Annotated in this window: 23 protein-coding genes and 2 tRNA genes; 14 read left to right on the top strand and 11 right to left on the bottom strand. The window is 68.9% G+C overall.

Annotated elements, in window-relative coordinates; all coding sequences use genetic code 11:
* Positions 1-38: 38 nt before the first annotated feature.
* Positions 39-1,328 (bottom strand): hemolysin family protein, encoded by a 1,290-nt coding sequence (locus AN233_RS12135; protein WP_058367045.1) that lies wholly within the window; start codon positions 1,326-1,328, stop codon positions 39-41.
* Between the two features lie 216 nt (positions 1,329-1,544).
* On the opposite strand from AN233_RS12135, the gene serA reads away from it, so the two are divergent.
* On the top strand, positions 1,545-3,149 hold the full coding sequence (serA, locus tag AN233_RS12130) for a phosphoglycerate dehydrogenase (protein WP_058367044.1): 1,605 nt from the start codon (positions 1,545-1,547) through the stop codon (positions 3,147-3,149).
* 36 nt (positions 3,150-3,185) lie between these two features.
* Here the strand turns inward: serA and thpR are convergent, their stop codons facing one another.
* Positions 3,186-3,740, bottom strand: coding sequence for an RNA 2',3'-cyclic phosphodiesterase (thpR, locus tag AN233_RS12125; RefSeq protein ID WP_058367043.1), 555 nt, complete (start codon positions 3,738-3,740; stop codon positions 3,186-3,188).
* 437 nt (positions 3,741-4,177) lie between these two features.
* Here thpR and AN233_RS12120 point away from each other — a divergent pair, with 437 nt between their 5' ends.
* Positions 4,178-5,071: a tetratricopeptide repeat protein gene (locus tag AN233_RS12120; protein ID WP_058367042.1), complete on the top strand. Its 894-nt coding sequence runs from the start codon at positions 4,178-4,180 to the stop codon at positions 5,069-5,071.
* Positions 5,072-5,371 (top strand): DUF424 domain-containing protein, encoded by a 300-nt coding sequence (locus AN233_RS12115; RefSeq protein WP_058367041.1) that lies wholly within the window; start codon positions 5,072-5,074, stop codon positions 5,369-5,371.
* A 27-nt stretch (positions 5,372-5,398) separates the two neighbouring features.
* On the opposite strand, the gene AN233_RS12110 is transcribed toward AN233_RS12115, so the two are convergent.
* The 6 genes from AN233_RS12110 to AN233_RS12085 form a co-directional block, all read right to left on the bottom strand.
* Complete coding sequence (locus tag AN233_RS12110; RefSeq protein ID WP_058367040.1) at positions 5,399-6,064, bottom strand: nucleotide-binding protein; 666 nt, start codon at positions 6,062-6,064, stop codon at positions 5,399-5,401.
* Positions 6,061-6,861 carry a DUF7857 domain-containing protein gene (locus tag AN233_RS12105; protein WP_058367039.1) on the bottom strand — a complete coding sequence of 267 codons (801 nt, stop codon included), beginning with the start codon at positions 6,859-6,861 and terminating at the stop codon, positions 6,061-6,063. Before AN233_RS12105 ends, AN233_RS12110 begins: the two co-directional genes overlap by 4 nt.
* Before the next feature lie 82 nt (positions 6,862-6,943).
* The gene (locus AN233_RS12100; protein WP_058367038.1) at positions 6,944-7,834 is read right to left on the bottom strand and encodes a DUF7856 family protein; all 891 of its coding nucleotides are present in this window, start codon (positions 7,832-7,834) and stop codon (positions 6,944-6,946) included.
* Positions 7,835-8,173: a DUF7855 family protein gene (locus tag AN233_RS12095; RefSeq protein ID WP_058367037.1), complete on the bottom strand. Its 339-nt coding sequence runs from the start codon at positions 8,171-8,173 to the stop codon at positions 7,835-7,837. It lies immediately after the preceding gene.
* Between the two features lie 78 nt (positions 8,174-8,251).
* Positions 8,252-8,560 (bottom strand): DUF7854 family protein, encoded by a 309-nt coding sequence (locus AN233_RS12090; RefSeq protein ID WP_058367036.1) that lies wholly within the window; start codon positions 8,558-8,560, stop codon positions 8,252-8,254.
* Between the two features lie 3 nt (positions 8,561-8,563).
* Positions 8,564-12,085, bottom strand: a complete 3,522-nt coding sequence (locus AN233_RS12085) for an LAGLIDADG family homing endonuclease (RefSeq protein WP_058367035.1) — start codon at positions 12,083-12,085, stop codon at positions 8,564-8,566.
* Between the two features lie 394 nt (positions 12,086-12,479).
* On the opposite strand from AN233_RS12085, the gene AN233_RS18260 reads away from it, so the two are divergent.
* From AN233_RS18260 to AN233_RS12075, 3 genes are all read left to right on the top strand, one after another.
* On the top strand, positions 12,480-12,608 hold the full coding sequence (locus tag AN233_RS18260; RefSeq protein WP_281176561.1) for a hypothetical protein: 129 nt from the start codon (positions 12,480-12,482) through the stop codon (positions 12,606-12,608).
* 139 nt (positions 12,609-12,747) lie between these two features.
* The gene (locus tag AN233_RS12080; protein ID WP_058367034.1) at positions 12,748-15,195 is read left to right on the top strand and encodes a DEAD/DEAH box helicase; all 2,448 of its coding nucleotides are present in this window, start codon (positions 12,748-12,750) and stop codon (positions 15,193-15,195) included.
* Between the two features lie 163 nt (positions 15,196-15,358).
* Complete coding sequence (locus AN233_RS12075) at positions 15,359-15,619, top strand: hypothetical protein (RefSeq protein ID WP_058367033.1); 261 nt, start codon at positions 15,359-15,361, stop codon at positions 15,617-15,619.
* A gap of 30 nt (positions 15,620-15,649) precedes the next feature.
* On the opposite strand, the gene AN233_RS12070 is transcribed toward AN233_RS12075, so the two are convergent.
* Both AN233_RS12070 and sufU read right to left on the bottom strand, forming a co-directional pair.
* Positions 15,650-16,276: an Sjogren's syndrome/scleroderma autoantigen 1 family protein gene (locus tag AN233_RS12070; RefSeq protein ID WP_058367032.1), complete on the bottom strand. Its 627-nt coding sequence runs from the start codon at positions 16,274-16,276 to the stop codon at positions 15,650-15,652.
* A 77-nt stretch (positions 16,277-16,353) separates the two neighbouring features.
* A complete protein-coding gene (gene sufU / locus AN233_RS12065) occupies positions 16,354-16,773 on the bottom strand; it encodes a Fe-S cluster assembly sulfur transfer protein SufU (RefSeq protein WP_058367031.1) in 420 nt (139 codons plus the stop codon).
* A gap of 271 nt (positions 16,774-17,044) precedes the next feature.
* Here sufU and AN233_RS12060 point away from each other — a divergent pair, with 271 nt between their 5' ends.
* From AN233_RS12060 to AN233_RS12045, 4 genes are all read left to right on the top strand, one after another.
* A complete protein-coding gene (locus AN233_RS12060; protein ID WP_058367030.1) occupies positions 17,045-17,938 on the top strand; it encodes a hypothetical protein in 894 nt (297 codons plus the stop codon).
* An 819-nt stretch (positions 17,939-18,757) separates the two neighbouring features.
* The gene (locus AN233_RS12055) at positions 18,758-20,239 is read left to right on the top strand and encodes a single-stranded DNA binding protein (RefSeq protein WP_058367029.1); all 1,482 of its coding nucleotides are present in this window, start codon (positions 18,758-18,760) and stop codon (positions 20,237-20,239) included.
* Between the two features lie 180 nt (positions 20,240-20,419).
* Positions 20,420-20,851: a histone gene (locus AN233_RS12050; protein WP_058367028.1), complete on the top strand. Its 432-nt coding sequence runs from the start codon at positions 20,420-20,422 to the stop codon at positions 20,849-20,851.
* Between the two features lies 1 nt (position 20,852).
* Entirely contained in the window at positions 20,853-21,857 is a 1,005-nt protein-coding gene (locus AN233_RS12045; protein WP_058367027.1) for a histone deacetylase family protein, read from the top strand.
* Positions 21,858-21,863: 6 nt separating this feature from the next.
* Here the strand turns inward: AN233_RS12045 and cca are convergent, their stop codons facing one another.
* The gene (cca, locus tag AN233_RS12040) at positions 21,864-23,237 is read right to left on the bottom strand and encodes a CCA tRNA nucleotidyltransferase (RefSeq protein WP_058367026.1); all 1,374 of its coding nucleotides are present in this window, start codon (positions 23,235-23,237) and stop codon (positions 21,864-21,866) included.
* A gap of 147 nt (positions 23,238-23,384) precedes the next feature.
* On the opposite strand from cca, the gene AN233_RS12035 reads away from it, so the two are divergent.
* The 4 genes from AN233_RS12035 to AN233_RS12020 all read left to right on the top strand — a co-directional run.
* A tRNA-Asn gene (locus AN233_RS12035) sits at positions 23,385-23,492 on the top strand.
* A gap of 62 nt (positions 23,493-23,554) precedes the next feature.
* Positions 23,555-24,028 carry a group I intron-associated PD-(D/E)XK endonuclease gene (locus AN233_RS12030; protein ID WP_058367025.1) on the top strand — a complete coding sequence of 158 codons (474 nt, stop codon included), beginning with the start codon at positions 23,555-23,557 and terminating at the stop codon, positions 24,026-24,028.
* Positions 24,029-24,056: 28 nt separating this feature from the next.
* Positions 24,057-24,132 (top strand) — tRNA-Ile (locus tag AN233_RS12025).
* Positions 24,133-24,729: 597 nt separating this feature from the next.
* A partial coding sequence (locus AN233_RS12020; protein WP_125920030.1) for a hypothetical protein occupies positions 24,730-26,242 on the top strand: 1,513 nt, incomplete at its 3' end.

The following is a 26,242-nucleotide window of genomic DNA, read 5'->3' as shown; positions in this document are numbered from 1 at the left end:
CGGCGGACCGAACGCGGAGACGCAGGTGTGGCGGGGCCTCAGACGCCCGCTTCTCCCTCCCCGCTCTCCGCCCCGGCGATCGCCTCGTCGTTCCGGATCACGCGCACTCGCTTGATCCGCGTGCCGCTCGCCTCGACCACCTCCAGCGTGGCGTCCGCGAGCTCGACGCGGGCGCCGGCCTCCGCGATTCGTCCGAGGTGGTGGTGGATCAGGCCGGCGACCGTCTCGAAGCCGGCTTCCACGGGGAGGTCGGTGCCGAGCGTCTCGTTGACGTGACCGACCGTCGCCCAGCCGCGAACGACCGCGGCGCCGTCCCCGGCGACGCGGACCGCCTGCGTCTCGCCGCGACCGACGATCTCGCCGACCACCTCCTCCAGCACGTCCTCCAGCGTCACCAGTCCGGTGACGGCGCCGAACTCGTCGACCGCGAGCACCAGCCCCGCGCCCGTCGCGCGCATCTCCGCGAGGAGCTCGTCGACGGGCTTCGTCTCCGGGACGAACCGCGGCTCCCTGAGGACCGACTCGAGGTTCGCCCCCTCCTCGCGGGCGGTCAGCGCGTCCCGGATGTCCGCGATCCCGACCACGTCGTCGCGGTTCTCGCCGTACACCGGCAGTCGGGTCACGCCCTCTCGGGCCCCCGCGTCGATCACCTCGTCGAGCGAGGCGTCGACGGGGGCGGCGACCATGTCCGTCCGCGGGACCATGATCCCCCGGACGGTCATCTCCTCTAAGTCGAGCACGCCGCGGATCATCGCGCCCTCCGTGGCGTCGAGCGCGCCGGCGTCCTGCCCGGAGATCACGAGCGTCTCGATCTCCTCGCGGGTGACGTACGACTCGATCTCGCCCTCGCCGCCCGTCAGCCGGTTCACGGCCGCGGTCGTCACTTCGAAGACGAACAGCACGGGCCGGATGAGGCGCTGAATGACCCGGATCGGCCGCGCCACGCGGAGGGCGTGCCGCTCGGCGTTGGCGACCGCGTACGACTTCGGCGCGATCTCGCCGAAGACGATGACGAAGAAGCTCGTGACCACGGTCGACCCCGTCGCCGCCTGCGAGGCGGGGAGGTACTGGACGAGCACCGCGGTCGCGACCGACGCCGCGGCGATGTTGGCGACGTTGTTGCTCACGAGGACGGTCACGAGGAAGCGGTGCGGGTCCGCTCGGAGCGCGGCCAACGCCGCCGCGCCCGGCACGTCGGCCGCCACGACCGCGTCGAGGCGGTGCTTCGCCACGGAGAAGACCGCGAGTTCGCTGCTGGAGAAGAACGCGCTGATCGCGGTCAACAGCACGATGGCCGCGATCCCGAGCAGGCTGACGGTGAGACTCATGGTCGTAGTTGCGCGCCGTGCGACAAAAGGGACCAGCCCGGACCGGCGATCACAGTCGGACCGAGGGCGGATCACCGAGCCACCGATAGTGTAGTCACGAATACGGTGGTTCCAGTCGAAGTGAAGGGGTTTGATACGCACGAATGAGGATCGAACCGCCCGGCAAAACGGCGCGATGAGGAAAGCGTTAACCCCGCGCCGCCGGTTGCTCGGAGTATGAAGGTACTCGTGACCGACCCCATCGCGGACCCGGGGTTGGACCGACTCCGCGAGGCGGGCTACGAGGTGGAGACCGACTACGAAGTCGAAGGTGACGCGTTGCTCGACGCGGTCGCCGACGCGAACGCGCTGATCGTCCGGTCCGGAACCGACGTCTCCCGCGAGGTGTTCGAGGCCGCGGAGGACCTCGTCATCGTCGGCCGCGCCGGAATCGGCGTGGACAACATCGACATCGAGGCGGCGACCGACCACGGCGTCATCGTCGCCAACGCGCCGGAGGGGAACGTCCGCGCGGCCGCCGAGCACACCGTCGCGATGACGTTCGCGGTCGCGCGCTCCATCCCGCAGGCGCACGGCCGCCTCGTCGACGGGGAGTGGGCGAAAGGCGAGTACCTCGGCACCGAGGTGAACAACAAGACGCTCGCGATCATCGGCCTCGGTCGCGTCGGCCAGCAGGTCGCGAAGCGCCTCGACTCGCTCGGGATGGATCTCGTCGTCTACGACCCCTACATCTCCGAGGAGCGCGCCGCGCGGCTCGGCGCCGAGCTCGAGGAGGACCTCCACGAGGCGCTCGGCCGCGCCGACTTCGCGACGATCCACACCCCGCTGCTGCCCGAGACCGAGGGGATGATCGGCGAGGAGGAGCTCGCCCAGCTCGAGGGGGGCTACCTGATCAACTGCGCGCGCGGCGGCATCGTCGACGAGGACGCGCTCGCGGCGGCGGTCGACGACGGCACGCTCGCGGGCGCCGCGCTCGACTCCTTCGCGGAGGAGCCGCTCGACCCCGACTCGCCGCTGCTCGACGTCGACGACGTTGTCGTCACACCCCACCTCGGCGCCTCGACCGAGGCGGCCCAGGAGAACGTCGCCACCGACACCGCCGACGCCGTCATCGCCGCGTTCCGCGACGAGCCGGTGATCAACGCGCTGAACGCGCCCTCCGTCGACGAGACCGCGTTCCCGCGCATCAAGCCCTACATCGACGTGGCCGAGACCGCGGGGAAGGTCGCCGCGCAGCTGCTCGACGGCCGCGTCTCCTCCATCGAGGTCACCTACGAGGGCGACATCGCCGAGGAGGACGTGGAGCTCGTCACCGCCAGCGCGCTGAAGGGCGTCTTCGAGCCGCTGGAGTGGCAGGTCAACGCGGTCAACGCGCCGCAGCTCGCGGAGGACCGCGGCATCGAGGTGACGGAGTCGAAGACGCGCCAGACCGAGGACTTCCAGAGCCTCGTCCGCGTCGCGGTGAGCGCGAACGGCGAGGAGCTGGCCGTCGAGGGGACGCTGTTCGCGGGCGAGGACCCGCGGATCGTCCGCATCGACGGCTTCCGCGTCGACGCGGTGCCGTACGGCCACATGCTCGTCGCGCGCAACGTGGACGAGCCGGGCGTCATCGGCCTCATCGGCACCGTCCTCGGCGACCACGGCGTGAACATCGCGGGGATGTACAACGCCCGCGAGGTCCACGGCGGCGAGGCGATCACCGTCTACAACCTCGACTCCGACGTGCCGGACGACGCGGTCGCCGACCTGCTCGCGGACGACCGGATCGTCGAGGTGACCGAGATCGTCCTCGACGAGCCGAACGGTCGCTCCGAGGAGTAGCGCACTCGACTTACTCGTCTCGGCGTCCGCCGTCTTTTATAACTCGAACCGCTCGACCGTCTCGTACTCCGGCCCCTCGTCCGTGAGGTGTGAGGCCGTCAGCCGCAGCTCCGTCGCCTCGAACCGCCCCACGTCGGGGTCCGTCTCGCGGACGACCTTCTGCACCAGCTCCTTCCCGCGGGCGTCCCGCATCCGCGCGAGCGTGACGTGCGGCGTGAACGCGTGGTCCTCTGGCTCGAAACCCAGATCGGTCGTCCGCGACTCCAGCGCCTCGTGGAGCCTCGCGAGCTCGGCTGCGCCGTCCTCCACGCCGGCCCAGACGACGCTGATGTAGTCGAGCGAGGGGAAGACGCCGAGTCCGCCGACCGCCACCTCGAACGGGCCGACGTCAGCCGCTTCGACCGCTTCCCTGCCCGCCTCTATCACCGCATCGTACTCGTCGTCCGCCACGTCACCCAGGAAGTCCAGCGTAACGTGGGCGTCCGCGGGGTCGACGGGGTCGAGCCCCGTGGCGTCAGCAAGCGATTTCTGAACCTTCGCGACGCCGTCCGCGAGCGAGGGCGGCAGATCGACCGAGAAGAACGCGCGCATGGTCGCCCCACAGTAGCGCGCCCGGGCCGATAAAGCGGTCGGCGCGCGCGAGAAACGCGCGCGAGGGAGGTCGCGGGCCGGCCGGCTGCGGTGCGGTTTCGCGGCCGGCCCGCGGCCGAGGCTGGGGAGGAGTGAGGCTGCTGTGCTGTGCGGGGCGGAGCGGGGCGGGGTGGGACTGAAAGGGGCAGCCGGCTCGGTCCCGCCCGGACGACGCAAGCACTCGCGCCGGGCGGTGCTGAGGGGCGCGAGCGCGCAGCGAGGCCCGGCGGGTCGAGCCGGCTGGGGCTTTCTGGGTGTTGCTGTCCCGATCAGCAGACCCATAACTGAGACGCACACGGGTACGCCGTACTGAGAATCTGAAAGCACTATCCGAATCTATCAATTCGTGCCGTCCGCGACGTAACCCTTACCCTCCGCGACCGCCAACTTGCGTCCATATGACCGACCAGCAGGACGACCGCCACGAGTTCTCGTCCGGGCAGGGGCTCGACGAGGACTACGAGGAGTTCACGCTCGACCCGCCGGAGCTGAAGGCCGACCCGACGAAGGAGGACCCGGTCGACACGCGCGTCATCACCGACGAGTTGGACCGTCGCAACATCGCCAGCGACGAGGTCGACGTTGACCAGATCCTCGACGTGGGGCTGTCATACATGGGGATCAATCGCTTCGAGGAGGCGACCTCGACGTTCGAGCGCGCCGCCATGTTCGCTGAGGACGACTCCCTCGAGGAGCAGGAGGCGTGGGTGAACAAGGGCGCCGCACACGCGGAACTGGAGGAGTACGACCAGGCGATCGGCGCCTACGAGGAGGCGCTCCGGATCGACGACGACTCGGAGCACGCCGCGACCGCGGAGACGAACCTCGCCTACTCGCTGTGGGAGTTCGGCCGTCACGAACAGGCGCTCGAACACGCCGAGCGCGCCGTCGAGATCGACCCCCGGTTCGCACAGGCGTGGTACAACCGGGGCTTCTTCCTGGTCGAGCGCGGGCTCGCGGAGGACGCCGTCACCTGCTTCGACAACGCGATCCGCCTCGGCCACCGGAACGCCGACGTGCTGGAGGAGAAGGCCCGCGCGCTGGAGAAAGCGGGCGAGACCGAACAGGCGGAAGAGGTCGCCGAACAGGCAGAGGAGCTCCGTCAACAGCAGGAACAGGAGCTCGTCGAGGAGCACGGCGGCGGCGGTCCCGGCGGCGCGCCCGGAGCGGGCGGTGCTCCCGGCGGAGCGGGCCCGCCGGGCGCCGGCGCTCCGCCGACGGGCGAGCCCGAGGGCGAGGAGTCCCCCTTCGACGGACGCCAGCTCGAAGGGGAGGGCCCGGAGGGGTTCTAGGTGCTGCTCCGCGAGCGCGAGACGAACGAGGGGCTGCTCGTCTCCGTCTGCGACCCGGACTGCATCGGCGAGACCTACGAGAACGGGCGCGCCTCCATCACCGTCGAGGAGCACTTCTACGGCGGCCCCGAGGCCGTGGAGGCGACCCGCGAGGAAGTCGTCGCCGGACTCAAGCGCGCGCAGGTGGCGAACATCGTCGGCACCGAAGCGGTCGGCGTCGCCGTCGAGGCCGGCCTCGTCGACGAGGACGCCGTGCTGGAGTTCGACGAGACCCGACACGCGCAACTGCTCTGGCTGTAGCTGCCCGCAGTCCGCTTTTCCGCTCGATCAGTCCGCCGGCACGCGCTCGGCCAGCGACTGCACCGCCGCGGCCGCGTCGCTTTCCGGCGCCGCGTCGACGACGGGCTCCTCCTCGGTCACTGAACGCCCTACCCGCGGATCCGCCGGAACGACGTGCGTCGGCGCGCCCAGCGCGTCCGCGACGCGGCCGGTCGGCACCTCGGCGGGGTCGACGACGCGGTTGACCGCCGCGGCGACGAGCCCGGCGCCCAGCTCGCGGGCGAGTTCCCGCATTCGGATCGCGTCCGCCAGCGCGAACGCGCGCGGGGAGACGGCGAGCAGGCAGGCGTCCGCGGCCGCCAGCGGCACGCCGGCGTCCGCCCGGCGGCCGGCCGGACAGTCGACGACGACGGTCTCGTGACGCCGCTCAACCGCGCGGAGCGCGCCAGCGACTTCGGTGAGGTCGCACGCGCGAGCGCCGGCGAACGAGCGTCCGCAGGGGACCACCGGGACCGGTCCGCCGCGAACGCACTCGACCGGGTCCGCACGACCGGCGAGTACGTCGTGAAGGTCCGGCCCGCTGCCTCGACCGATTGGGAGGTCGGCCATGCCGAGGTCGGCGTCGACGACGACGGCCGACAGTGCGGCCGCGAGGTTGTACGCCAGCGTCGTCTTGCCGACGCCCCCCTTTCCGCCCGCGACGGCGAGGATCACACCAGGCGATCGAACGCGTCGGTCGGTGGCTCCGTCGCCGCCGCGCGCTCCGCGAGCGTGTGGGCCCGCTCGGCGACCGTCGTCAATCGGTCCGCATCCGACTCGACCCGGGCGACGAGGTCCGCTGCAGCCGCGGCCCCGCCGGTTATCGCAAACACCTCCGTCGCGGTCGCCACGTCCGCGCCGTCGAGTCGCTCCGCCCGGGCGACGCGCCGCTCGACTGCGTCCAGCCACGCTTCGACCGCAGCGGGCTCCGCGGGCGCAACCGTTGTCCCGTCTTCCCGTTCCTCGCCCGACTGGGCGCTCGATGACCTCGCGGTGGCGGAGTCCTCATCGAACTCGATCGCGGGCGCCTCTGCGGCCGACGACGCAGTTTCGGGCGGTGCCGTCGCGTGTGGGGCGTTCACAGTCAGCTGAGGGTCACACGCTTCCCTCGGCGGGCGGTGGTCACCGAGTGTCCGGATCGCTGCGGTCGGGTCGGGGCCGTTCTCGGTATCGTTCGTGTCCACCTCGTCGGCGCGCTCGACGCTCGCCAGTTCGACTGGCGCCCCGTCGCTCTCCGTGGTCGGCGCCGGACAGGCGTAGCCGACCGCACGCGTCTCGCCGGCGTCGACCGCGAGCGTCGCCCCGTCCGCGTCCCAGCCCGCCTCGGGTACCCCGCCGCGACGTGGGGGAAGTACCGGCCCGTCGAGTCGGTTCTCGAGTCGAGCGTTCCGAGGCACGCTCGCGTCATTGACGAGGCGGCAGGCGACGAACGCGACGCCCGCCTCGCGGCGGCGGGTCCACTGCAGGTCCATGCGCCGGAGTGGCTCGCTTTCGAACATAAATGTCCGTTCGGTCGCGCGGAGGCCAGCGGCACTTCCCAGGATAGAGCGACGATCAGAGGCGGATCACGGGGACGCCGAGCGTCCGAGCCGCGGCTGCGGCGTCCGCGAATCGGCGACGTTCGAGTGCGAGGACGACCGGCGCGTCCAGGTCCGCGACGCGGATCGCAGCCAGCGAGACGGTCGGGGGGTCCATCGCGGAAAGGTCCCGGTCGCGGTGGCCGGTGGGCGGGACGGACCCATCAGGACCCGGGACGGCAGCGAGCGCTTCGTGAACCGCCGGACGCACGGCGTCCGCTAATTCCCGCCGAGCAGCCCGCGCGAGGTTCCCGACCGCGTCCGCGAGTTCGAGGCGGCGTTCACGGGTATCCCGCGCCTCCCGTGCCCGCCGCCGTGCGCGTTCGAGTGCCTGTTCGGCGGCGATACGCGCCGTCTCCGCCTCCGAGAGTGCCGTCGCGGCCTCCCGAAGCGCGGCTTCCGCGTCGTCGGTGGCGGCGTCGAGGTCCCGCCGGGCGTTCACCTCGCCGCGGAGCGAGGCCACGCGCTCGCGAAGCCGCTCCTCCTCGCCACGCGCATCAGCGGCGCGTTCGCGGGCTTCTTGAAGGTCGACGGACGGTTCGGGCAGCGACGCGAGTTCCTCGCGGCGCGCGGCCAACTCCTCCGCGACCGAGGCGGTCTTGCCCCGAGAGCGGGCCGCGGCGGCAAGTCGCCCGCGGACGGTTCGACCGTCCGGAACCAGCCCGAGAGCCGCGTGCCCCGGGCCGGAGTCGGAAGCCGACACCGCGACGGGGACGCCCACACACGCGGGGTCCGCTCCCGCCTCGACGGCGCTCGCCAGCGCCTCCGCGAGCGTGGCCCGGTCGGTCGGAACCTCCCCGCGCTCCACCGCGGCCGACAGGTCCACCGCTCGCCCCGACGCCTCGACGCTTCCGACGCGTACCTCCATCTACAGGTCACGCGCGCGGAGCGTCTCCGGATCCGGATGCTCCGTCCCGGCGGCGAACTTCGCGTACGGCGTCGACGGTTCGTCCCGTTCCGCGTACGCGGCCGCCGCCTCGCGGACCGACGCGTCCACGTCCGCGAACTCGTTGAACGGTACCGTCCGCTCGACCTGCACATCGCCTCGATGAGCGGCCCGAAGCCGGAGCGCGAGAAACGCGCCGTAGGCAGTCGCCTCCAGCAACGCCGCGCGGCCGAACCGCCGGACGACGCTGTCCTCGTGGCGCCGGCACGCGTTCCGGAGCGCCGTCCGTGCGTCCGACGAGTACGTCACTACCAACAACATACGATCCTTTCCGAATGTTTCTAAATTAAGTTTATCGGAAGAGAATATTTGTCGGGGAGCCGTGGGGCGGACCGCTTCTCAGACACGTTCGATCTCGAAGGAGCAGTCCCCGTCCTGGGCGGTCCGGTCACCGTCCGCGCCGCTCCGGGTGAGCGTGCGCTCACGGACGCGTTCGCGGGCCGCCGGTTCCGAGGGGGCGACCACGACTGTCCCGTCCGCGGGCGGGTCGCCGACCGCGCGGAACACGTCGCCGTCGCCGTCGAACTCCGTCGCGTACGTGCGGAGGATCGACGCCACCCGGCGCTCGGTCTCGGAGAGGTCGCACTCGCCGTCCTCGAACGACCGGATCGCGTCCTCGATGTTGCGGATGGCAGAGATGCGGTCCATCGATCAGGTCGTGCGGAGGTGGTTCTGCTGCGGTTCGTACACCTCGCCCTTCCGGCGGAGCTTCTCGATCTCCTCCTCCGCCTTCCCGGGGTCCATCCCGATCTCGCCGGCGCGGTCGAGCACCTCGTCGACCGGCGCGCCCTCCTCGTACTCGTCTTCGATCTCCGCGATGAGCCCCTTGATGTTCTTGATGCGGTCGCGCTGGCTCTTCGAGGTGCCCGTCTCCACCACGTCCGCGTCGAACTGTCCCGTCTCCGGGTCGATGCCGATGTCCTGCAGACACGACTCCACGATCTCCGTCGAGCGCTCCGCGTCCTCCAGCTCGACCGTGTCCGAGAGGCGGACGCGGGCGCTGGCCTCCGCGAGCCGGACGAGCGCCTCCAGCTGGCGGGCGGTGACCGGGACCGGCGAGTCCTCGTCCATCCCCTTCGACCGCAGGTCGACGTAGAACTGCTCGATGTGGCCCTTCGCCTCGTCGGTCATCGTCGGGAAGCAGTTCCGCTTGGCGTACGCGATGTACTTGCGCAGCAGGTCCGCGTCGATCTCCGGCGCCACCTCCTCGGTGACGTTCTCGACCTCCTGGCTGGTGAACTCGGACGTCTGAACCTCCGTCATCTGGGTGTTCAACTCGCCCGCGTAGTTCGTCTTGAGGATATGCTTGGCGAGCTTCGAGTCGTGTTCGGGGTCCGGCTGGTCCGTCACCGTGAAGATGAGGTCGAACCGCGAGATGAGCGCCGGCTCGAGGTCGATCTGCTCGCCGATGGGCTCGTACTGGTCGAACCGCCCGTACTTCGGGTTCGCGGCGCCCAGCAGCGAACACCGCGCCTTCAGCGTCGCGTTGATCCCCGCCTTCGAGACGGAGATCTTCTGCTGTTCGAGCCCCTCGTGCATTGCCGACCTATCCGACGAGTCCATTTTGTCTAGCTCGTCGACTGCGGCGATCCCCTTGTCCGCGAGCACGAGCGCGCCCGCCTCCAGGGACCACTGCTGACCGTCGCCGAAGTCGTCGCGTACAGCTGCGGCCGTTAACCCTGCTGCACTTGATCCCTTTCCGGACGTATAAACTGATCTTGGGGCAATATTTTCGACATAACTGATCATCTGGGAGTTGTGTGAGATGACCCCGTTCGAGACGTAATTGTGCGTTCCCGCGACCTCGAGGTCGTACACCCAGTCGGCCCCCGTATCGACCAGTTCGATGGACTCGATGCGGTCCCAACGAGCATCTCCATCTACGAACTGTCTGAGCGCAGCAATGCCGGAAAGGATCGACCCACCATCGGCTTCAGCAGTCGCATCGTGGCTGGGGCGGTCGGAGTCCGAATGGGCGTCCTCGAAAGCGTCGAGAACCTGAGCAAGGGCATCGACGCTCGGATTTCGGTTCCCAGCTTCGTAGTGGCGATACGTGTTGCGTGGCACACCACACTCGTACTGCGTGAGACCGAGAGATTCACGGAGACGACAAAGTGTTTGACCCACGTTGGGAACGACGTTCAGGTTCGTGTTTCGATCCGTTTTGAGGTGCTCTTCGGCCGCACGCTGTTTGCGGTCGGTGATGAACCCGATCTTGGTGACGTATCTGTCGAACTGGGTACCGCTGATCCGGAGGCGGTGGCTACCGTTATGGCGCTCGTGGAGTTGGGCCGAGATTCCGTGCTGAAGCAGAAGGGATCGCACGTCGATGAGGAGTTCCTCACTGATCGATGCGACGGTTATCTCTCGCTGAGTGGTGGAGACGTGTCCTTCCCCCTCGATGAACGCTTTGATAAATGCCTTCGAGATCCGTTCGGAGGCTCCGAATATCGGTGTCGGGACGCGCTTCTCTGCGGAATTTTTGAGCAGCGAATCGTCAAGGCTTCCGAGGAAGTCGACGAATTCGCCTGCGGAACACATCAACTCGCGTGCGTCCTTCCCGGGGTGTGGTTCTCGCGTGGTGGTCTCGAGACCGAGCGCGTGAAGTCCCCTCCGTGCGTCGGAGAGAACAGCTTCGTCGTTGTTCGTGATCGAGACGAAGCCGGAGTGGTCGCCACGCTTCTCAACGTAGCCCTCCGCAACGATGTAGCCGATCAGGCGGGCGAGTTCCGGCGTCCACTGCGAAGGGGGATCGAGACGCACCGCGTTGTACGACTGCGCGCGGCGGAAGTCGACGTCAAGTGAGTCGTCCGCCTGCACGTCGAGATGGTTCGGGATAGCTACGAATTCGCCAGCTTCGAGCTCGTCCGCGGTAGTCGGGGCGAACTGCCCATCCTGCTGGACGAACAGAGGATGCGACGGTGTCACCTCTATCTCTCTTCCCGACGCAGTCTCGATACGGTACATCTGCTCCGGGGCCTCTCGCTTCCAGACCTTCGTCGCGCGCGACGATCCGATCGTCCCGTCCTGCTGGAGTGCGGGGACCTCGAAGTCGACCGCGTCCCATACGCCGTCATCGATGGCTTTCGGATCGTCGAGGTTGTCCTCGACCACCTCGCGGATCGGGACCTCACGCCCGTCCCCGAGCGTCACCCTCGTGTCCCCATCCACGCACTTCCCGGTACCAGGGTCGCCGATCAGCAGCATGTGGAGGTCGCCGCGAATGCGGGAGCCGTCGGGGAGGTGTTTCGTGACGCCCGAGAAGAGCTGGAGGATCATCGCGAGCTTCTCCTCCTCGTAGCCGTAGATGGCGGGCGCGAGCGACGCCACCATGTCCTCGTACAGCGTCGGGCGGTTGGAGAGCTCGATGATCTCCTCGACGTCGTCGGCCGTGATGTCCATGTCCTCGAACTCCTCGTCCTCGATGCGGACGGAGACGCCGTCCATGTAGAGGTCGAAGATGGCGGACTTCTCGTTGCCCTGCTGGACCTGCTCGATGTGGAGCACGCCGACGACCGTGACGTGGTCGCCGGGCGTGACGTTGCCGGTGATGTCGTCCTCGACGTCCACGTCGATGGACTGGGGGGTCTCGCCGCCGCGGAGGCCCTCGGGGGACTCCTGGATGCGGAGCTTCTGCGAGTCGACGAACTCGGACTGGTCGAAGTTGACGTTGAACGGCCCCTGTCGCTCACAGCCCTGGCACTCGTGTGGCTCCTGGAAGCCGCCGTCGGCTTGCGGGATGTAGGTCATGGTGCCGCAGCGCTGGCACTCGAAGGCGGCCTCGGTCACCTTCGGGCGCACGTCCGTCGCCTTGCGGACGATGCCCTTGATGGAGACGAGCTTGCCGATGTGGTTGTCGTGGACGCGGATGCCGCGGATGTCGATGCTCTCCGGGAGGTTTTCCAGTCGAACGTGGGCCTGCCCGAGGCTCACGTCCGCGGGGAGGTCGTAGAGCCGGAGCGCCTCCTCGGCGTACTCGCGCATCTGGTCCGGCTGGCTGCGGAAGTCCTCCGCGAGGTCGCGGTCGAACTGGTAGAGGTCGTCGTAGTCGAGGAACAGCGACCGCTGCTCGTTCGGGTAGTTCTGCGCGAGCGTCCCGATCTCGTCGCGGTAGTAGTTCCGGTAGAACTGGATGAACCGCTCCGTGAGGTCCTGATTCCCGGCCTGAGCCATTGAGACACCCTTCGGCGCCATCACCTATGAACCTCATGCCTCCGGGGTGGAAGTGGACCGGCGGCGGTGCGGATCGATCGCCGAGGGGACGGCGGAGCGCCGTTCGTCGCGGCCAGTCGCTCGGTGGGTCCTGGACCTGCTGTCGGACGAGGGCGGCCTCTCACCTCCCCAGCCACCGCCGAAAATCGGCGGTTTTCGAGCAGCCAGCGTGCAGTAGCGCGCTGGCGACCTCGCGCGGTCGCGGCGACGCGCGACGTGGCCGCCGCGGCGCGCGCCGGTGTGGGACGACCGGCGAAGCGACGTGCGCGACCGACGGCGGCTCGCTCGCCACCTGTTTCGAGACGCTGGAACCGGAGTAACGGTTATTAGGACGTGTGATACATACCCACGCGTGATGAGCGGGTCGACACGACACAACGGCGCCCGCGTCGCGGAGTGGGCGGCGCTCATCGGGGAGGAGGTCCCCGAGGAGGTCGCCGACCGCGGACCGGGCGCCGGGACGGACGCGAGCGAGGGCGCGTAAGGGCAGACAGCGCGGAGCGACTGCGTTCCCGCGCCGCCGGCCGCGGCGGAGCGCCGCAGAGCGCCGGAGCGCTCCGTGCGCCGACCAGTTCCACCTCGCTTCGCGAAGCCTTATCCGCGAGAGCGGACAAGGAGGCACGATGGCGACGGAGGCCGACGCGGCGAGCATCGAGCACCCCCTGCTGGAACCGGGCTTTCTACAGCGGCGACGCTACCAGCTGCAGCTGGCCGACGCCGCTCGCGGGAGCCACACGCTGGTCTGTCTCCCGACCGGCCTCGGCAAGACGACGGTGAGCCTGCTCGTCACCGCCGAGCGGCTTCAGGAAGCGGGCGGCACGGCGCTGTTTCTCGCGCCCACGAAACCGCTCGTCCAGCAGCACGCCGACTTCTACCGGGAGGCGCTGTCGATCCCGGACGACGAGATCGTCGTGTTCACCGGCGACGTGAAGCCGGACGACCGCGCGGCGCTGTGGGACTCCGCACGGATCGTGATCGCGACGCCGCAGGTGGTCGAGAACGACCTCGTCGGCAACCGGATCTCGCTGCGTGACGTGACGCACCTCACCTTCGACGAGTGCCACCGCGCGACCGGCGACTACGCGTACGTCTACATCGCGGAGCGCTACCACGCCGACGCGGCCGATCCCCTCGTGACGGGGATGTCCGCCTCGCCCGGCGGCGACACCGAGGAGATCGAGATCGTCTGCGAGAACCTCGGGCTCTCGAACGTCGAGGTGATGACGGAGGAGGACGCGGACGTCGACGAGTACACCCACGATACGGACGTGCGCTGGGAGGAGGTGACCCTGCCCGACGAAGTCTTGGAGATCCGCGACGCGCTCAACGAGGTGATCGCCGACCGGCTGGAGACGCTGAAGGAGCTCGGCGTGACCAACCGGACCAGTCCGGACCTCTCCCAGAAGCAGCTCAACAAGATGCGCGGCAAGCTCAAGCGCATGATGGACAACGACCAGTCGGAGGGGTACAAGGGGATGTCCACGCACGCGGAGGTGATGAAGCTCCGCCGCGCCGTCGAGCTGGTCGAGACCCAGTCCGTCGAGTCCGTCCGGCGCTACTTCGAGCGCCAGCGGCAGGCGGCCCGCTCGTCGGGCGCCTCGAAGGCGAGCCAGCGCATGGTCGCGGAGCCGAAGGTGCGCGAGGCGATGCGGCGGGTCGAGTCGTTCGACGACCTCCACCCGAAGTTCTCGAAGACCCGCATCCTGCTCGCGGAGACGCTCGGGATCAACGAGGGCGAGCGCGCCATCGTCTTCACCGAGTCCCGCGACACCGCAGAGGCGCTCGTCGACTTCCTCTCGGCCAGCTTCGACGTGCGGAAGTTCGTCGGGCAGGGCGATAAGGAGGGCTCGGACGGCATGAGCCAGAAACAGCAGCAGGAGACGCTGGACGCGTTCCGCGCCGGCGAGTTCGAGGTGCTCGTCTCCACCTCCGTCGCGGAGGAGGGGCTGGACGTGCCCGAGGTCGATCTGGTCCTGTTCTACGAGCCGGTGCCGACCGCGATCCGGTCCATCCAGCGGAAGGGCCGGACCGGTCGACAGGCCGAGGGACAGGTCGTCGTGCTGATGGCCGAGGACACCCGCGACGAGGCGTTCTTCTGGATCTCGCGGCGGCGCGAGAAGCAGATGGAGTCGGAGCTGTCGGACCTGAAAGCCGCCACCGACGAGATCGAGGAATCGGTCGGGGGCGGCGACCAGACCGGACTCGACGCCTTCGGCGGTGACGCGAGGACGGGCACGGCTGCGAATACGGACACAGACACGGACACAGAGACGGACGCGCCCGCCGAGGAAGACGCTGGACTCACGGACTACGCCAGCGAGGTGCGTGAGAGCGCCGAGGAAGCGGCCGGTGCAGACGACCCGGACGCTACGGGTTCCGACGACGGGGAGAAGGGGGTCGTCGCCACCCCGGAACCGGACGATGGCGTCGAGGTCGTCGTCGACCAGCGCGAGCTCGACTCGAACATCGCCCGCGACCTCTCGAAGCGCGACGGGCTCACGACGCGGCTGGAGACGCTCGCGGTCGGCGACTACGTGCTCTCGGACCGGGTCGCCGTCGAGCGGAAGGCCGCGGCGGACTTCGTGGACTCGCTGCTCGACGGCGACCGCTCCGTCTTCGAGCAGGTGGGCGACATGTCCCGGGCGTACAGTCGCCCGGTGATGGTCGTCGAGGGTGCGGACCTGTACGGCCAGCGCAACGTGAACCCGAACGCGATCCGCGGCGCGCTAGCCTCGCTCGCGGTCGACTTCGACGTGAGCGTCCTGCGAACCGAGGACGAGGCGGACACCGCCGAACTGCTGGAGACCATCGCCCGCCGCGAACAGGAGACGGCCGACCGCGAGGTGAGCGTCCACGGCGAGAAGAGCTCGAAGACCCTGCCGGAACAGCAGGAGTACGTCGTCTCCGCGATCGCCGACATCGGTCCCGTGACCGCCCGGTCGCTGCTGGAGCACTTCGGGACGGTGGAGGGCGTGATGACCGCCCGCGAGGAGGACTTGCTGGAGGTCGACGGCGTCGGTTCAGTCACCGCCGAGCGCATCCGCGAAGTCGTCGGCAGCGAGTACCAGTAACCCGGCGACGACCCCCGAGGGCGCGCTCGGCAACGCGGCCGCGCTCGCAGCCGCGTCCGCCTCCGCGGTCGCGTTATCCTTTAGGCCGTATTAGGGACACAGTATCAAATACATATTTTCGGCGGTGGATTTATGTTCCATCACCAGAAGGAATTACTCGAAGATGAGTAAAGAAACGAACGAAGCGGTCTACGGCGCGGCACAACACGGCACCTCGGGCAGCGCGGACACGTACTACGGGATCCGTGAGGCTGCGTCGACGGCGGACCGCACGACCGCGGAGCGGGCCGTTTACGCGAACGCCGGCTCCGGCACGGCGTGGTTCGCGGCCGCCGAGAAGGCGGCGAGCCTCGACCACGCCGGAACGGTGACTCCCACCGGACGCGACGGCTCCCGCGCCGGCTTCGCGCTGCGGTCGGACTGACGCTCTTCCGGGCGCGACGCGCTGGCGGGGTCAGCCCAATGCCGCCAGCGCCTCGGCCGCCTCGCGAGCCGCTTCGAGATGTTCGCGGGCGCGTCGCGGGTCCTCGGCCGCTCGGGCGCGCTCCGCGAGCGTCGTGATCGTCCGCGCGAGCGACGCGCGGGCAGCGCCGAGATCTCCCTCCGTGGACCCGGATGCCGACGGTGCCGGGGCTGACGCCCCGCCCTTCGTGGGCGACTCCGCGGTCCCGCCCGCCTGTTCCGTGCCCTCTGTCGCCTGTTCCGCTCCCTCAGCCGCCTGCTCCGACCAACCGACTGACCCCACACCGCCGGATTCCGCCTCCGGCTGGGCGGCGTTCGCGGATCGCGGCCCCGCGGTCGCGGACTCGCCGCCCCCCGTTTCGGGTCGAACCGAGTCGCCGGCTTCGGCGGTCCGGGCCGGTTCCGCAGCGTCCTGCCCGCCCGCGTCACAGGAGGGACAGAACTCCTGGCCCTCGTGCCGGAAGATGGGGTCGCCACACCGGTCGCAGTGGCGGTTCGTCATCGTCGCGCCCTTCAACAGCAGCTCCGAGAGCTGCTGAGTGTGCTGCCGCTTCTCCTGATCATCCGCTAGCTTCTCGCGGAGCTTCTCGCGCTCCGCTTCCTTGTCGAAGTCGCTCATGAGCGGAACAACGCCGTGCGCGGGCAAAAACGCGGCGGGCCGCGAACGGGGGCGGTCTGCGGGGCCGCCGATGCTGCCTACTCCTCGGTTTTCGTCCGGTCGAGGTCCATCTCGCCGAGGTGGATCTTCGCGCCGTCCTGTGCGACCTGTCGGCCGAGAACGGCGCATTTGACCCGCATCGGGGAGATGTCGACGCCGAGCATCTCGGTGATCTCCTCGGTCTCCATGGCTTTCAGCTCGTCGAGCGTCATGCCGGAGAGGCGCTCCGAGAGCATGCTCGCGGACGCCATCGAGATGGCGCAGCCGTCGCCCGTGAACGTGACGTACTCGATCGTCTCGCCGTCGTCCGCGAGCCGGACGTCCATCCGGATCGTGTCCCCGCAAGAGGGGTTCTCGCCGACGTGGGTGTAGTCCGGATCCTCCATCTCCCCGTAATTGCGGGGGTTCTTGTAGTGATCGAGGATCTGCTGTCTGTACATGTCCGAGCCCAGTCCCATCGTTACCCGAGATAGACCATACCGGTGGAAAAGCGTTCCGCAGGCCGGAACTTCCGGAGCAGCGTCGCGGTCGGTACGAGGCACCGCGCCCGCGGTCGCCGCGGAGACCGGCGTCCGCGGCCGAACCCCCAGTGAGACAATTGACAACGCTTGACAAGGTTCGGCCCGGTGATGAAAATACAGCTCCCGATGCTCTGAGAAGGGAAGGGGTAAATCCAGCGATCCGGGAACACCACCCGGCGGTAAATACCTCGCTCCCGTCGGCCGATTTATGCGTTCCCGCAAGCGACTGCTGACCCGACGTACCGTCCTCTCCGGCGCCGCGGCCACCGGCGTCGCCGCGCTCGCAGGCTGCACCGGCGGAGACGGCGGTGACGGCGAAGCGACCGACGACGAGCCGACCGCAACCGAGGGGTCCGCGGACGACGGAACGGCGACCGAGGAGAGCACCTACGCCACCGAGGGCGACCTCACGGTCGACGGGTCCTGGGAGGGCGAGGAGGCCTCCGCGTCCGGCACCGTCACCGTCGCGGCCGACACCGAGGTCGCCGCGTTCGTCGAGGCCGGCGCGGGCGTCGTCGTCGAGTCCGGCGCCGTCGTCGAAGGCTCCGTCCGCAGCCTCGGCGCGGTCGAGGTCCGTGAGGGCGCGACCGTCACCGGCGACGTGGAGGGAACGGCCGTGACGCTCGGTGACGCCACGACCGTCGAGGGCGCGATCTCCGCGAACGGCGACCTGACGGTCGGCGCCGACGCCGAGGTTTCGGGGCAGGTCTCCGCCTCCGGCGCCCTGACCGCAGCTGACGGCGCCTCGTTCGGGAGCTTCGTCGGCGCGACCGGCGCGGTCGAGCTGGGCGAGGGCGTCACCGTCGAGCGGACCGTCTCCGGCGGCGCGGACGTGACCGTCGGCGCCGAGTCGACCGTCGGCGGCGGGCTCGTCACCGGCGCGTTCACCACCGGCGCGAACGTGACCGTCACCGGCGACGTGGAGGCCGCCTCCATCGAACTCGGCGAGAGCAACGAGGTCGAGGGCTCGCTGTCGGCCGACGGCGCGGTCGTCGTCAGCGAGAACTCCACGGTCGCGGGCGACGCGACCGGCGAAACGGTCGAACTCGGTAGCGAGGCCACGGTCGAGGGCGAGGTCTCCGAAACCGGCGACGACGCGTAAACCGGCTGCAGCGACTTTTTGAACCGCGGTTCGAACTCGGCTGTAGACCCCGCTGATCGGGAGTGAGACGTTCGGTGAATCCCAGCCGACTCCCGCTACGATTTGTGTGGCTCTGCTGTTGATCCTGCCGCTTGGAACAGCACCACCCAGAAAGCCCCAGCCGGCTCTCCCTACCACGCGTTTTCTGTATATGCTGTTGATCCTGCTGTTTGGAACAGCACCACCCAGAAAGCCCCAGCCGGCTCGACCGTCCGCGGCACGCTCTGCGCTCCTCGCTCCCCGCTTGGCGAGACAAACCGCGTCTCGCTAGCCTCCAGCGTGCAGTGGCGCGCTGGAGACACAGCTCGCTGCGGTGCTTGAGGCGCCGGGGCCGGGTCGAGCCGGCAGCCCCTTTCAGTCCCACCCCGCACCGCTCCGCACCGTAGGCCTCGCACCTCCCCATCCTCGGCCGCGGGCCGGCCGCGAAACCGCAGCGCGGGACAAACCGCGTCCCGCTGGCCTCCGGCGTGCAGTGGCGCGCCGGAGACACCGCAGGCGGCCGGCCCGCGACCTCCCTCGCGCGCGTTTCTCGCGCGCGCCGACCGCAACCGTGCCACAGCACCGCGGTGGGCCGCGACAGTACGCGGCCACGCGGCGGTCGGCCGCCCGTCGCTTCCGGTCCGCTGCCGAACCCTTTTGTACGAAACCGCGGCCACGTTCGGGCATGCAGCGACCGACGCGCGAGCGTGCCGTTGGAGCGTCGAAACCGAGAGACTGCGGCGTCTCACCGGGACAAGGACAACGCTTATGCGCGGGCTCACCCACCCATGACGTAGGATTATGGGAGTGATCGAGGACGTCTACGAGGACCTCGACACCGACGTCGCCTACGAGGAGTTCGAGGCGGCCGTCGAGGACAAGGTCGAGCAGATGGGGGGCCTCGCGGACGAGGAGACCGCGGCGATGCTCATCGCCCACGAGCTGAAGGACGGCGAGGCCGACACGATCGCCGACATCGAGCCGGGCATGGACGAGGTGAAGTTCCTCGGCAAGGTGACCTCCATCGGGGAGATCCGCACCTTCGACCGCGAGGGTGACGACGGCGAGGAAGGCGAGGGTCGCGTCTGCAACGTCGAGATCGCGGACGCCTCCGGCTCCGTCCGCGTCGCGCTGTGGGACGAGATGGCCGTCGCCACGGAGGAAGAACTGGAGGTCGGCGACGTGCTCCGCGTCGCGGGCCGCCCCAAGGAGGGGTACAACGGCCTCGAGGTGAGCGCCAACAAGGTCGAGATCGACGAGGACGCGGAGGTCGACGTGCAGGTGCTCGACACCTACCAGGTCGAGGACCTCACGCTCGGCGCCTCCGACGTGGACCTGGTCGGGAAGGTGCTCGACACCGACTCCGTCCGCACGTTCGACCGCGACGACGGGAGCGAGGGCCGCGTCGCCAACCTCACCGTCGGCGACGAGACCGGCCGCGTCCGGATCACCTTATGGGACGGCAAGGCCGACCTCGCCGAGGAGTTCGAGCCGGGCGAAGTCGTCGAGGTCGTGGACGGCTACGTCCGCGAGCGCGACGGCGACCTCGAGCTCCACGTCGGCGACCGCGGCTCCCTCGAGCGCGTCGACGAGGAGGTGGAGTACGTCCCCGAGACGACCGACATCGCGGACGTGGAGCTCGACCGGACCGTCGACATCGCGGGCGGCGTCATCGAGACCGACCCAAAGCGCACCTTCGACCGCGACGACGGAAGCGAGGGTCAGGTCCGAAACGTCCGGATCAAGGACGACACCGGCGAGATCCGCGTCGCGCTGTGGGGCGACAAGGCCGACGCCGACATCGACCTGGCCGACCGCGTCGTCTTCACCGACGTGGAGATCCAGGACGGCTGGCAGGACGACCTCGAGGCGTCCGCGAACTGGCGCTCGACGGTGAGCGTGCTCGACGGCGAGGCGGCGACCGGCGGGACGGCCGGCAGCGCGGACTCCGCGGACGCGTCGGGCGACGAAACGGGCCTCGGCGCGTTCGCGGACGACGGTCGGTCGGGGGGCGCCTCCGGTGCCTCCGACCAAAGCTCCGGTGATGAGACCGCCACGGGCGGCGCGGCCGGCGGCGCAGGTGGCGGCGCGGCCGCGGCGACCGCGGAGGCGGGCGAGGTCGAGTTCACCGGAACCGTCGTACAGGCGGGCGAGCCGGTCGTGCTCGACGACGGCCGGAAGACCAAGAGCGTGGAGACGGACGCCAACCTTCGGCTCGGCGAGGAGGTGACCGTCCGCGGAACGGAGCGGGACGGCACGATCGACGCCGACGAGGTCTTCTGACCGGCGGTCGGTCACGGATCCCCTCGACGATCGTCCGGTCCGCCGCCCGCTTCGTCCGGCCGAAGTCCGTCGCGAAAACGAGCGTCTGAGCGGCGCCGATGGGACGGATCGGTGGTTGAGACGGCGTTACGCCGGGACGCAACGGAAACCGTTATACGGGGCAGGTCCCCGTGTGTGGGTATGAGTGTCGAGCTACCGTTCGCCCCGGTCGACCAGATAATCCGGCGCAACGCGGGCAACCTCCGCGTGAGCGCCGGCGCGGCCGAGGCGCTCGCGCGTCGCGTACAGGAGCACGGCGCGACGCTGGCCGAGGACGCGGCCGAGCGGGCGACGGCGGACGGTCGGAAGACCCTGATGGCGGCGGATTTCGGCGTCGAACAGGTCGTCGACCGCGAGGACCTCACGCTCCCGGTCGCGCCGGTCGACCGCATCGCTCGGCTCCACATCGACGACCGCTACCGGGTCGGAATGGACGCCCGGATCGCCCTCGCCGACATCCTCGAGGACTACGCCGACAACGTCGCGAGCGCGGCTGCGACGCTGGCGCACCACGCCGACCGCCGGACGATTCAGGCGGAGGACATCGAGACGTACTTCGCGCTCTTCGAGTAGGATGCAGTTCGGCTACAACGAGGTCTGTCTCGACCACGACACCGGCGAACGACACCCCGAGACCGCCGACCGACTCCGGGCGATCCGCCGCGGCCTCAACAAGCGACACGGCGTCGAGTACGTCGACGCGCCGCCCGCGAGTCGGGCGGCCGTGGAGGCGGTCCACGACGAGGGGTACGTCGGCGAGTTCGAGCGGTTCTGCGCGGACGGCGGCGGCAACTGGGATCCCGACACCGTCGCCTGCGAGGCGACGTGGGACGCCGCGCTCGCCTCGGCCGGGCTCTCGCAGTGGGCCGCAACCGCCGCGCTGGAGGGAGCCGACGGCCGGACGACCCCCTTCGCGATCGGGCGACCGCCGGGGCATCACGCGGTCGAGGAGGACGCGATGGGCTTCTGTTTCTTCAACAACGCGGCGGTCGCAGCCCAGACGGTTCTCGATGACGGCTTCGCGGAGCGCGTCGCGATCTTCGACTGGGACGTCCACCACGGGAACGGTACGCAGGACATCTTCTACGACCGCGGCGACGTGTTCTACGCCTCCGCTCACGAGGACGGGCTCTACCCCGGCACCGGCGCGGCCGACGAGACGGGCGAGGGTGCTGGCGCCGGAACGACGCTCAACGCGCCGCTCGCCGCCGGAGCGGGCGATACGGACTACGCCCACGTGATCGAGGGAGCGCTCGCGCCCGCGCTCGACCGCTTCGACCCCGACCTCGTCATCGTCTCGGCGGGCTTCGACGCGCACAGACACGACCCCATCTCCCGGATGCGCGTCTCCTCGGAGGGGTACGCGCTGATGACCGATCTGCTTCGCGATATCGCGGACGCCTCGGACGCGGCGCTCGCGTTCGTGCTGGAGGGCGGCTACGGCCTCGACACGCTCGCGGAGGGCGTCTCGATGGTTCACGAGACGTTCGACGGGCGGTCCCCGGTCGTTCCCGACGAGGAGCCCGACGAGGCCACGACCGATCTCGTGGAGAGCCTCCGGACGCGGTTCGACCTGTAGCGTCGCTCAGGGCCGCGGCTCAAAGTGGTCCCGGAGCGCGTCGCCGAACCCGTCCGCGAGCGACGCGACGTCGTCGCCGACGAGCACCTCCCGCTCCTCCAGCGCGGTGGCGACGTGGACCCCGAGCCCGACATCGAACACCGCGTCGCTTTCGAGGAACGCCGCGGCAGTCGTGAACTCCCGCGGCCGCTCGACGGCGTAGCGGTCGCCATCAAGGAACGGGCCGTACGCGTCCGCGTCGTCGGCGTAGGCCGCGTAGAACCCCTCGGCGTGGTCGCGGACGTGGACCGGCGGCCCGCCGTGGGGCTCGACCGCGGGACGCTCCGCGACGGACAGTTCGACGAACAGCGCCGCCCGGCCGTCCTCGCCGCCGACCATCGCCCGCGAGCGGAGAGGGTCGAACCCGCGGTCGTCGAGTCCGCCGACGATCCCCGTGAGCGACTTGCGGAGCTGTGGCCACAGCTGGTCGGAGACGAGATCCGGCGCGTCGAAGACGACCGCGACGGGCGTCGTCCCGCGCCGGTCGAGATGCTCGCGCACGGCCGCTGGCGAGAGCGGGTCACGTTCGGGCGGGAAGAACCGCTCCTCGGCGGGCTCCCGGAGCAACACTCGGGCGTGGTGCTGGAGCCGGGCGACGTTCTCGGCGTCGCAGACCGCGGCGACGTTCCGCTCGGGATCGGTGGGGTCGATCACCACGAGCGGGTCGTCGAACGTCCGCTCGGCGTGGTCCTCGGGATCGAGTTCGACCGGCGGGTGCCAGTCGGCGGTCGCCTCGATCAGCGGGACGAATCCCCCGTACTCCGCGACGAGCAGCTCGGTGAGGTACCCCGAGAAGCCGCACGTCCGGAGGTCGCTGCCGTAGGCGCCGATCCCCTTCAGAAATCGCTTGGCAAGGCGGACGCCGTCCGCGAGCTCGTCGTCCAGCCGCGCCTCCAGGTAGGCGTTGTGGAAGGGCGTGCGGTCGACCGCCGACTGGATGGCGGTCGCGTCGGCCACGTCGTAACAGGGGACCAGGTCCACGTCGAAGCCGCGATACTCGCCCTTCACGTAGGGGTGTTCGGCGTACTCCTCGTGCCCCTCGGGGAGGACGTGATGCCCCACTTGCAGCCCGTAGGTCTCCAGCTCCTCGCGCGGGAGGTCCGGCGGGAAGCGCACGAAGAGGTCGATGTCGCGGTCGCCCGCGAGCCACGTCCCCCGCGCGGTCGAGCCCACCTGCACCACGTCCGCCTCGACCGGCAGGTCCGCGACCGCCTCCCGGGCGCGGTCGGACAGCGCCGCCGCGACCGACGCGAGCCGTTCTCGCTCCTCAGCGTCCGGGGTGACGCGCTCACGGACCGACTCCAGCACCGCCGCGAGTTCCGCGTCGTCGGCCTCGCTCATGGGCCGGCTTCTCCGCGTCGGCGTGAAAGCGTGTCGGTCGTGGGGCCCTGACCGTCGAGGCACGGCATCGTGGATCACAGTAACACGCGCCGCCGTCGGGGGGAAACGAAAGCCCTATCAAAACGTCCGCGTTACAGAGAAATGCGTGCCGAAGTAGCTCAGTTGGTAGAGCGCCTCGCTGTTACGATGCTCGGTGGTTCGCCCCCGTGCGTCGCAGATACGAGGCGGTCCCAGGTTCGAGTCCTGGCTTCGGCGTCTTCTTCCGCTTTCGTCGGCTGGTTACGGACGTTTTTCTCCGAAGGCGAACCACTCTCCTCGTGACCGACCGCGCCGCCCACTACCGTGACCTCGACGGACCACAGTTACGCGGACAGGCGACGGAGGCCATCGTGACAGCGGAGCTCCTCAGCCGCGGAGTCCCCGTCCTGAAACCCGCCTACGACAACGAGCCGTACGACCTCGTTATCGAACTCGATGGGCAATTCCATCGGATACAGATAAAGACGGCGTACCGGGATTCCGAGAGCACGGTCTGTTTCGAGACGGTGTCGACAAAAGCGAAAAGCGATGGCTATCGACGGGACGATTACGCGGGCGATGCAGATCTGTTCGGGGTCTATGCCCCTGTTCCGGACGAAGTGTACGCCGTTCCAGTCTCTCGGGCGTCACGTGGAAAGATGGTGATCAGACACGATGAGCCGGATAACGGACAGCAAACCGGGATCAACTGGCGTGAGGACTATCTGCTGGATGAGATACTTCAAGAGCTCGACCCCGACCCGGTAATCTAAAGAGGCGCCGTCAGGTAGCGATTATCGAGGGCCTTTAGCTTAGTCTGGCCGAAAGCCCCCCGCTCATAACGGGGTGAGCGCCGGTTCAAATCCGGCAGGGCCCATCCCTTTTAAACCCGGTACTGGGTGGATTCCATAATGCCCGCTGCAAGGGTTCTACCCTTCGAAAACGGGGCGCTCGGTATCCCCGTAATCCCCCGTTTGAGTGGTATATCGACCGGGAACTGGTTCCGGGTCGCTGCGGTCTTGCGGACTTCCGAGTGCAAACGGGGTGGTCTCGGTGAGCCTCCGAGATTCCCTCGCGGACGGAGCTCCCCTCTCCGCGGACGGACCAGGGGAGTTCTTCTGTCACGAGTGCGGCGCGCGCTGCACGCGCAATCCGACCGGTGACCTCGAGTACGGTCACCGTCTCGGTTGCTCGCGACGGCCCGATCACTTCCCCCACCCAGAGAAGTGAGTCGGCCAACTCTCTTCCAGGTCACCTCCCCACCGCGGGGCTCGAGGCGATCTCCCTCCTGCCCCGCGCTCCCCCACCAGCCTTGCGAAAGCCCGGAACGGCGAAGCCGCACGCCCGGTACGTGGAGGTGGGCGGGCGCGGTGGGAACGGGTGGCGGCTACGGCGGTCGCCCGGCCGGCGACCGGCAAACGAGTGGCGGTGAGCCGCAGCGGCGTCTGAGCGTACGCTCTTCTGGAGGTGTGTGATGAGCGCGCCCGACGACTCTTCCGCCTCTCGGCTATCCAACGGGACTAACCCCGCGTCGAACGCTTCAGGCCCCAACACACCGGAACTCACTCACCGACCAGCTGATCTCCCGACAGTCGAGGAACGGGTGAGCGGTATCATCGACCGGTACGAAGATCGGGTCTTCGAACCCGTCTCGACTGAGCACGGTCGCAAGCTCCGAGAGGAAGTCCTCGAGGAGCCTGAAACCGTCCTTCGGACCGTCCAAATCGGCGAAACGGAAGAGAAAGTCGTCGAAGAAGTCATCTCCCGTGGTGCGCTCCCGTTGATCGTCGCCATCGAGGAGATGCTCAACTGGTACGAGAGCTATCGAGACAAGTTCCTTCGTATGGCTCGCGGCTCGGAGGTCCGGGGCGATTACGAGTCCTTCCTCGTCGGGATGGACAACAGTCTGACGCCGGAGTATCAAACCCAACAGTACGCCCGACTCAAGGCCCTAAAGCGCCAATTTATGGGTGGCGAATATCCTTGTGGCAGAGCCTGTGAAGCCGAGTTCTCCGAACCGGTGACGGTGCTGTTCGGTCTCACCTCTACCTCTCTGCAACCTGATGGGTCTCACCGGCCGATGGCTGACCACGACCGGGAAATTCGCGACGCCTGGTCCGGCTCGACGAACTCCGTGAAGCGGACGCTCCGGTACGTCCTCGAGGACAAGCTCGGTCTCTCGTCCGGAGAATACGCCTGGTGGTGGCAATCGGAACCCCATCCCGGTCCGCAAAAGGCGGCAACGGGTTACTCACATTCCCATCCTGTCGTTATCTTCGACAAAACCGCGGTCTCCTACGGGGGTTCCATTGGACCGGAGACCTTCCGCTCGGTCGTTGCGAAGCACGTCTCCGAGTGCGACGGTGCCTCTTGGTCAGCTCACCAACTCGAGGATTCAGTAACTGTCCGTGAGGCTGATGACATTCAGGACTTCGCCGGCTACGTGTCCGATTACCTCGCCGTCGCTCCCGACCAGGACCTCCTCGAACGCTCCGACGAATACCTCATGTGGGCTGCCTCCCAGTGGGCAACGACCACCCAGAAATACAGCCGCTCGCGATGGGCGACCGCCGCCTGCAAGGCTGACGCCTGCCAGCAGCAGTATTTCGACCCTGAGACCGACCAGGCGAAGGCTCACGGTGAGGCGATCGTCCAATCCGCGAAGCACGGGGTAAACTACGAGTGCGCCGAGTGCGGCTCGCCCCACAGTATCGACCAATCCGAGCGCACGCTCTCGGGCGCCCGCCTCTCCCGGTCGGAATCCGACGACGGTACCGACGACGACTCCAACGACGGCGGTCGCACCCTCGAGGAACGCTGGCCGTCTGCCAGGTCGGCAGGCTCGATCGGGTCGCCCACGAGAGCGCGGGAATGCGACCACACGGAACCGGATACGTGTCCGTTGTGCGCGACAGAGACCGAGGCGCCAAACCACACCGTTTCTGGAGAAACGCCCATACCAGATTCAGCCGAAGCCCCTCCCTGTG

The organism is Haloparvum sedimenti (assembly GCF_001462205.1).
GTDB lineage: Archaea > Halobacteriota > Halobacteria > Halobacteriales > Haloferacaceae > Haloparvum > Haloparvum sedimenti.
This window is presented reverse-complemented; position numbering and strand designations above follow the sequence as displayed.

What these genes read in the sequence shown, in the direction of transcription:
- AN233_RS12135 (WP_058367045.1), bottom strand. Translation starts at nt 1,328, where the DNA reads ATGAGTCTCACCGTCAGCCTGCTCGGGATCGCGGCCATCGTGCTGTTG.
- serA (WP_058367044.1), top strand. Translation starts at nt 1,545, where the DNA reads ATGAAGGTACTCGTGACCGACCCCATCGCGGACCCGGGGTTGGACCGA.
- thpR (WP_058367043.1), bottom strand. Translation starts at nt 3,740, where the DNA reads ATGCGCGCGTTCTTCTCGGTCGATCTGCCGCCCTCGCTCGCGGACGGC.
- AN233_RS12120 (WP_058367042.1), top strand. Translation starts at nt 4,178, where the DNA reads ATGACCGACCAGCAGGACGACCGCCACGAGTTCTCGTCCGGGCAGGGG.
- AN233_RS12105 (WP_058367039.1), bottom strand. Translation starts at nt 6,861, where the DNA reads ATGGACCTGCAGTGGACCCGCCGCCGCGAGGCGGGCGTCGCGTTCGTC.
- AN233_RS12100 (WP_058367038.1), bottom strand. Translation starts at nt 7,834, where the DNA reads ATGGAGGTACGCGTCGGAAGCGTCGAGGCGTCGGGGCGAGCGGTGGAC.
- AN233_RS12095 (WP_058367037.1), bottom strand. Translation starts at nt 8,173, where the DNA reads ATGTTGTTGGTAGTGACGTACTCGTCGGACGCACGGACGGCGCTCCGG.
- AN233_RS12090 (WP_058367036.1), bottom strand. Translation starts at nt 8,560, where the DNA reads ATGGACCGCATCTCTGCCATCCGCAACATCGAGGACGCGATCCGGTCG.
- AN233_RS12085 (WP_058367035.1), bottom strand. Translation starts at nt 12,085, where the DNA reads ATGGCTCAGGCCGGGAATCAGGACCTCACGGAGCGGTTCATCCAGTTC.
- AN233_RS18260 (WP_281176561.1), top strand. Translation starts at nt 12,480, where the DNA reads ATGAGCGGGTCGACACGACACAACGGCGCCCGCGTCGCGGAGTGGGCG.
- AN233_RS12080 (WP_058367034.1), top strand. Translation starts at nt 12,748, where the DNA reads ATGGCGACGGAGGCCGACGCGGCGAGCATCGAGCACCCCCTGCTGGAA.
- AN233_RS12075 (WP_058367033.1), top strand. Translation starts at nt 15,359, where the DNA reads ATGAGTAAAGAAACGAACGAAGCGGTCTACGGCGCGGCACAACACGGC.
- AN233_RS12070 (WP_058367032.1), bottom strand. Translation starts at nt 16,276, where the DNA reads ATGAGCGACTTCGACAAGGAAGCGGAGCGCGAGAAGCTCCGCGAGAAG.
- sufU (WP_058367031.1), bottom strand. Translation starts at nt 16,773, where the DNA reads ATGGGACTGGGCTCGGACATGTACAGACAGCAGATCCTCGATCACTAC.
- AN233_RS12060 (WP_058367030.1), top strand. Translation starts at nt 17,045, where the DNA reads ATGCGTTCCCGCAAGCGACTGCTGACCCGACGTACCGTCCTCTCCGGC.
- AN233_RS12055 (WP_058367029.1), top strand. Translation starts at nt 18,758, where the DNA reads ATGGGAGTGATCGAGGACGTCTACGAGGACCTCGACACCGACGTCGCC.
- AN233_RS12050 (WP_058367028.1), top strand. Translation starts at nt 20,420, where the DNA reads ATGAGTGTCGAGCTACCGTTCGCCCCGGTCGACCAGATAATCCGGCGC.
- AN233_RS12045 (WP_058367027.1), top strand. Translation starts at nt 20,853, where the DNA reads ATGCAGTTCGGCTACAACGAGGTCTGTCTCGACCACGACACCGGCGAA.
- cca (WP_058367026.1), bottom strand. Translation starts at nt 23,237, where the DNA reads ATGAGCGAGGCCGACGACGCGGAACTCGCGGCGGTGCTGGAGTCGGTC.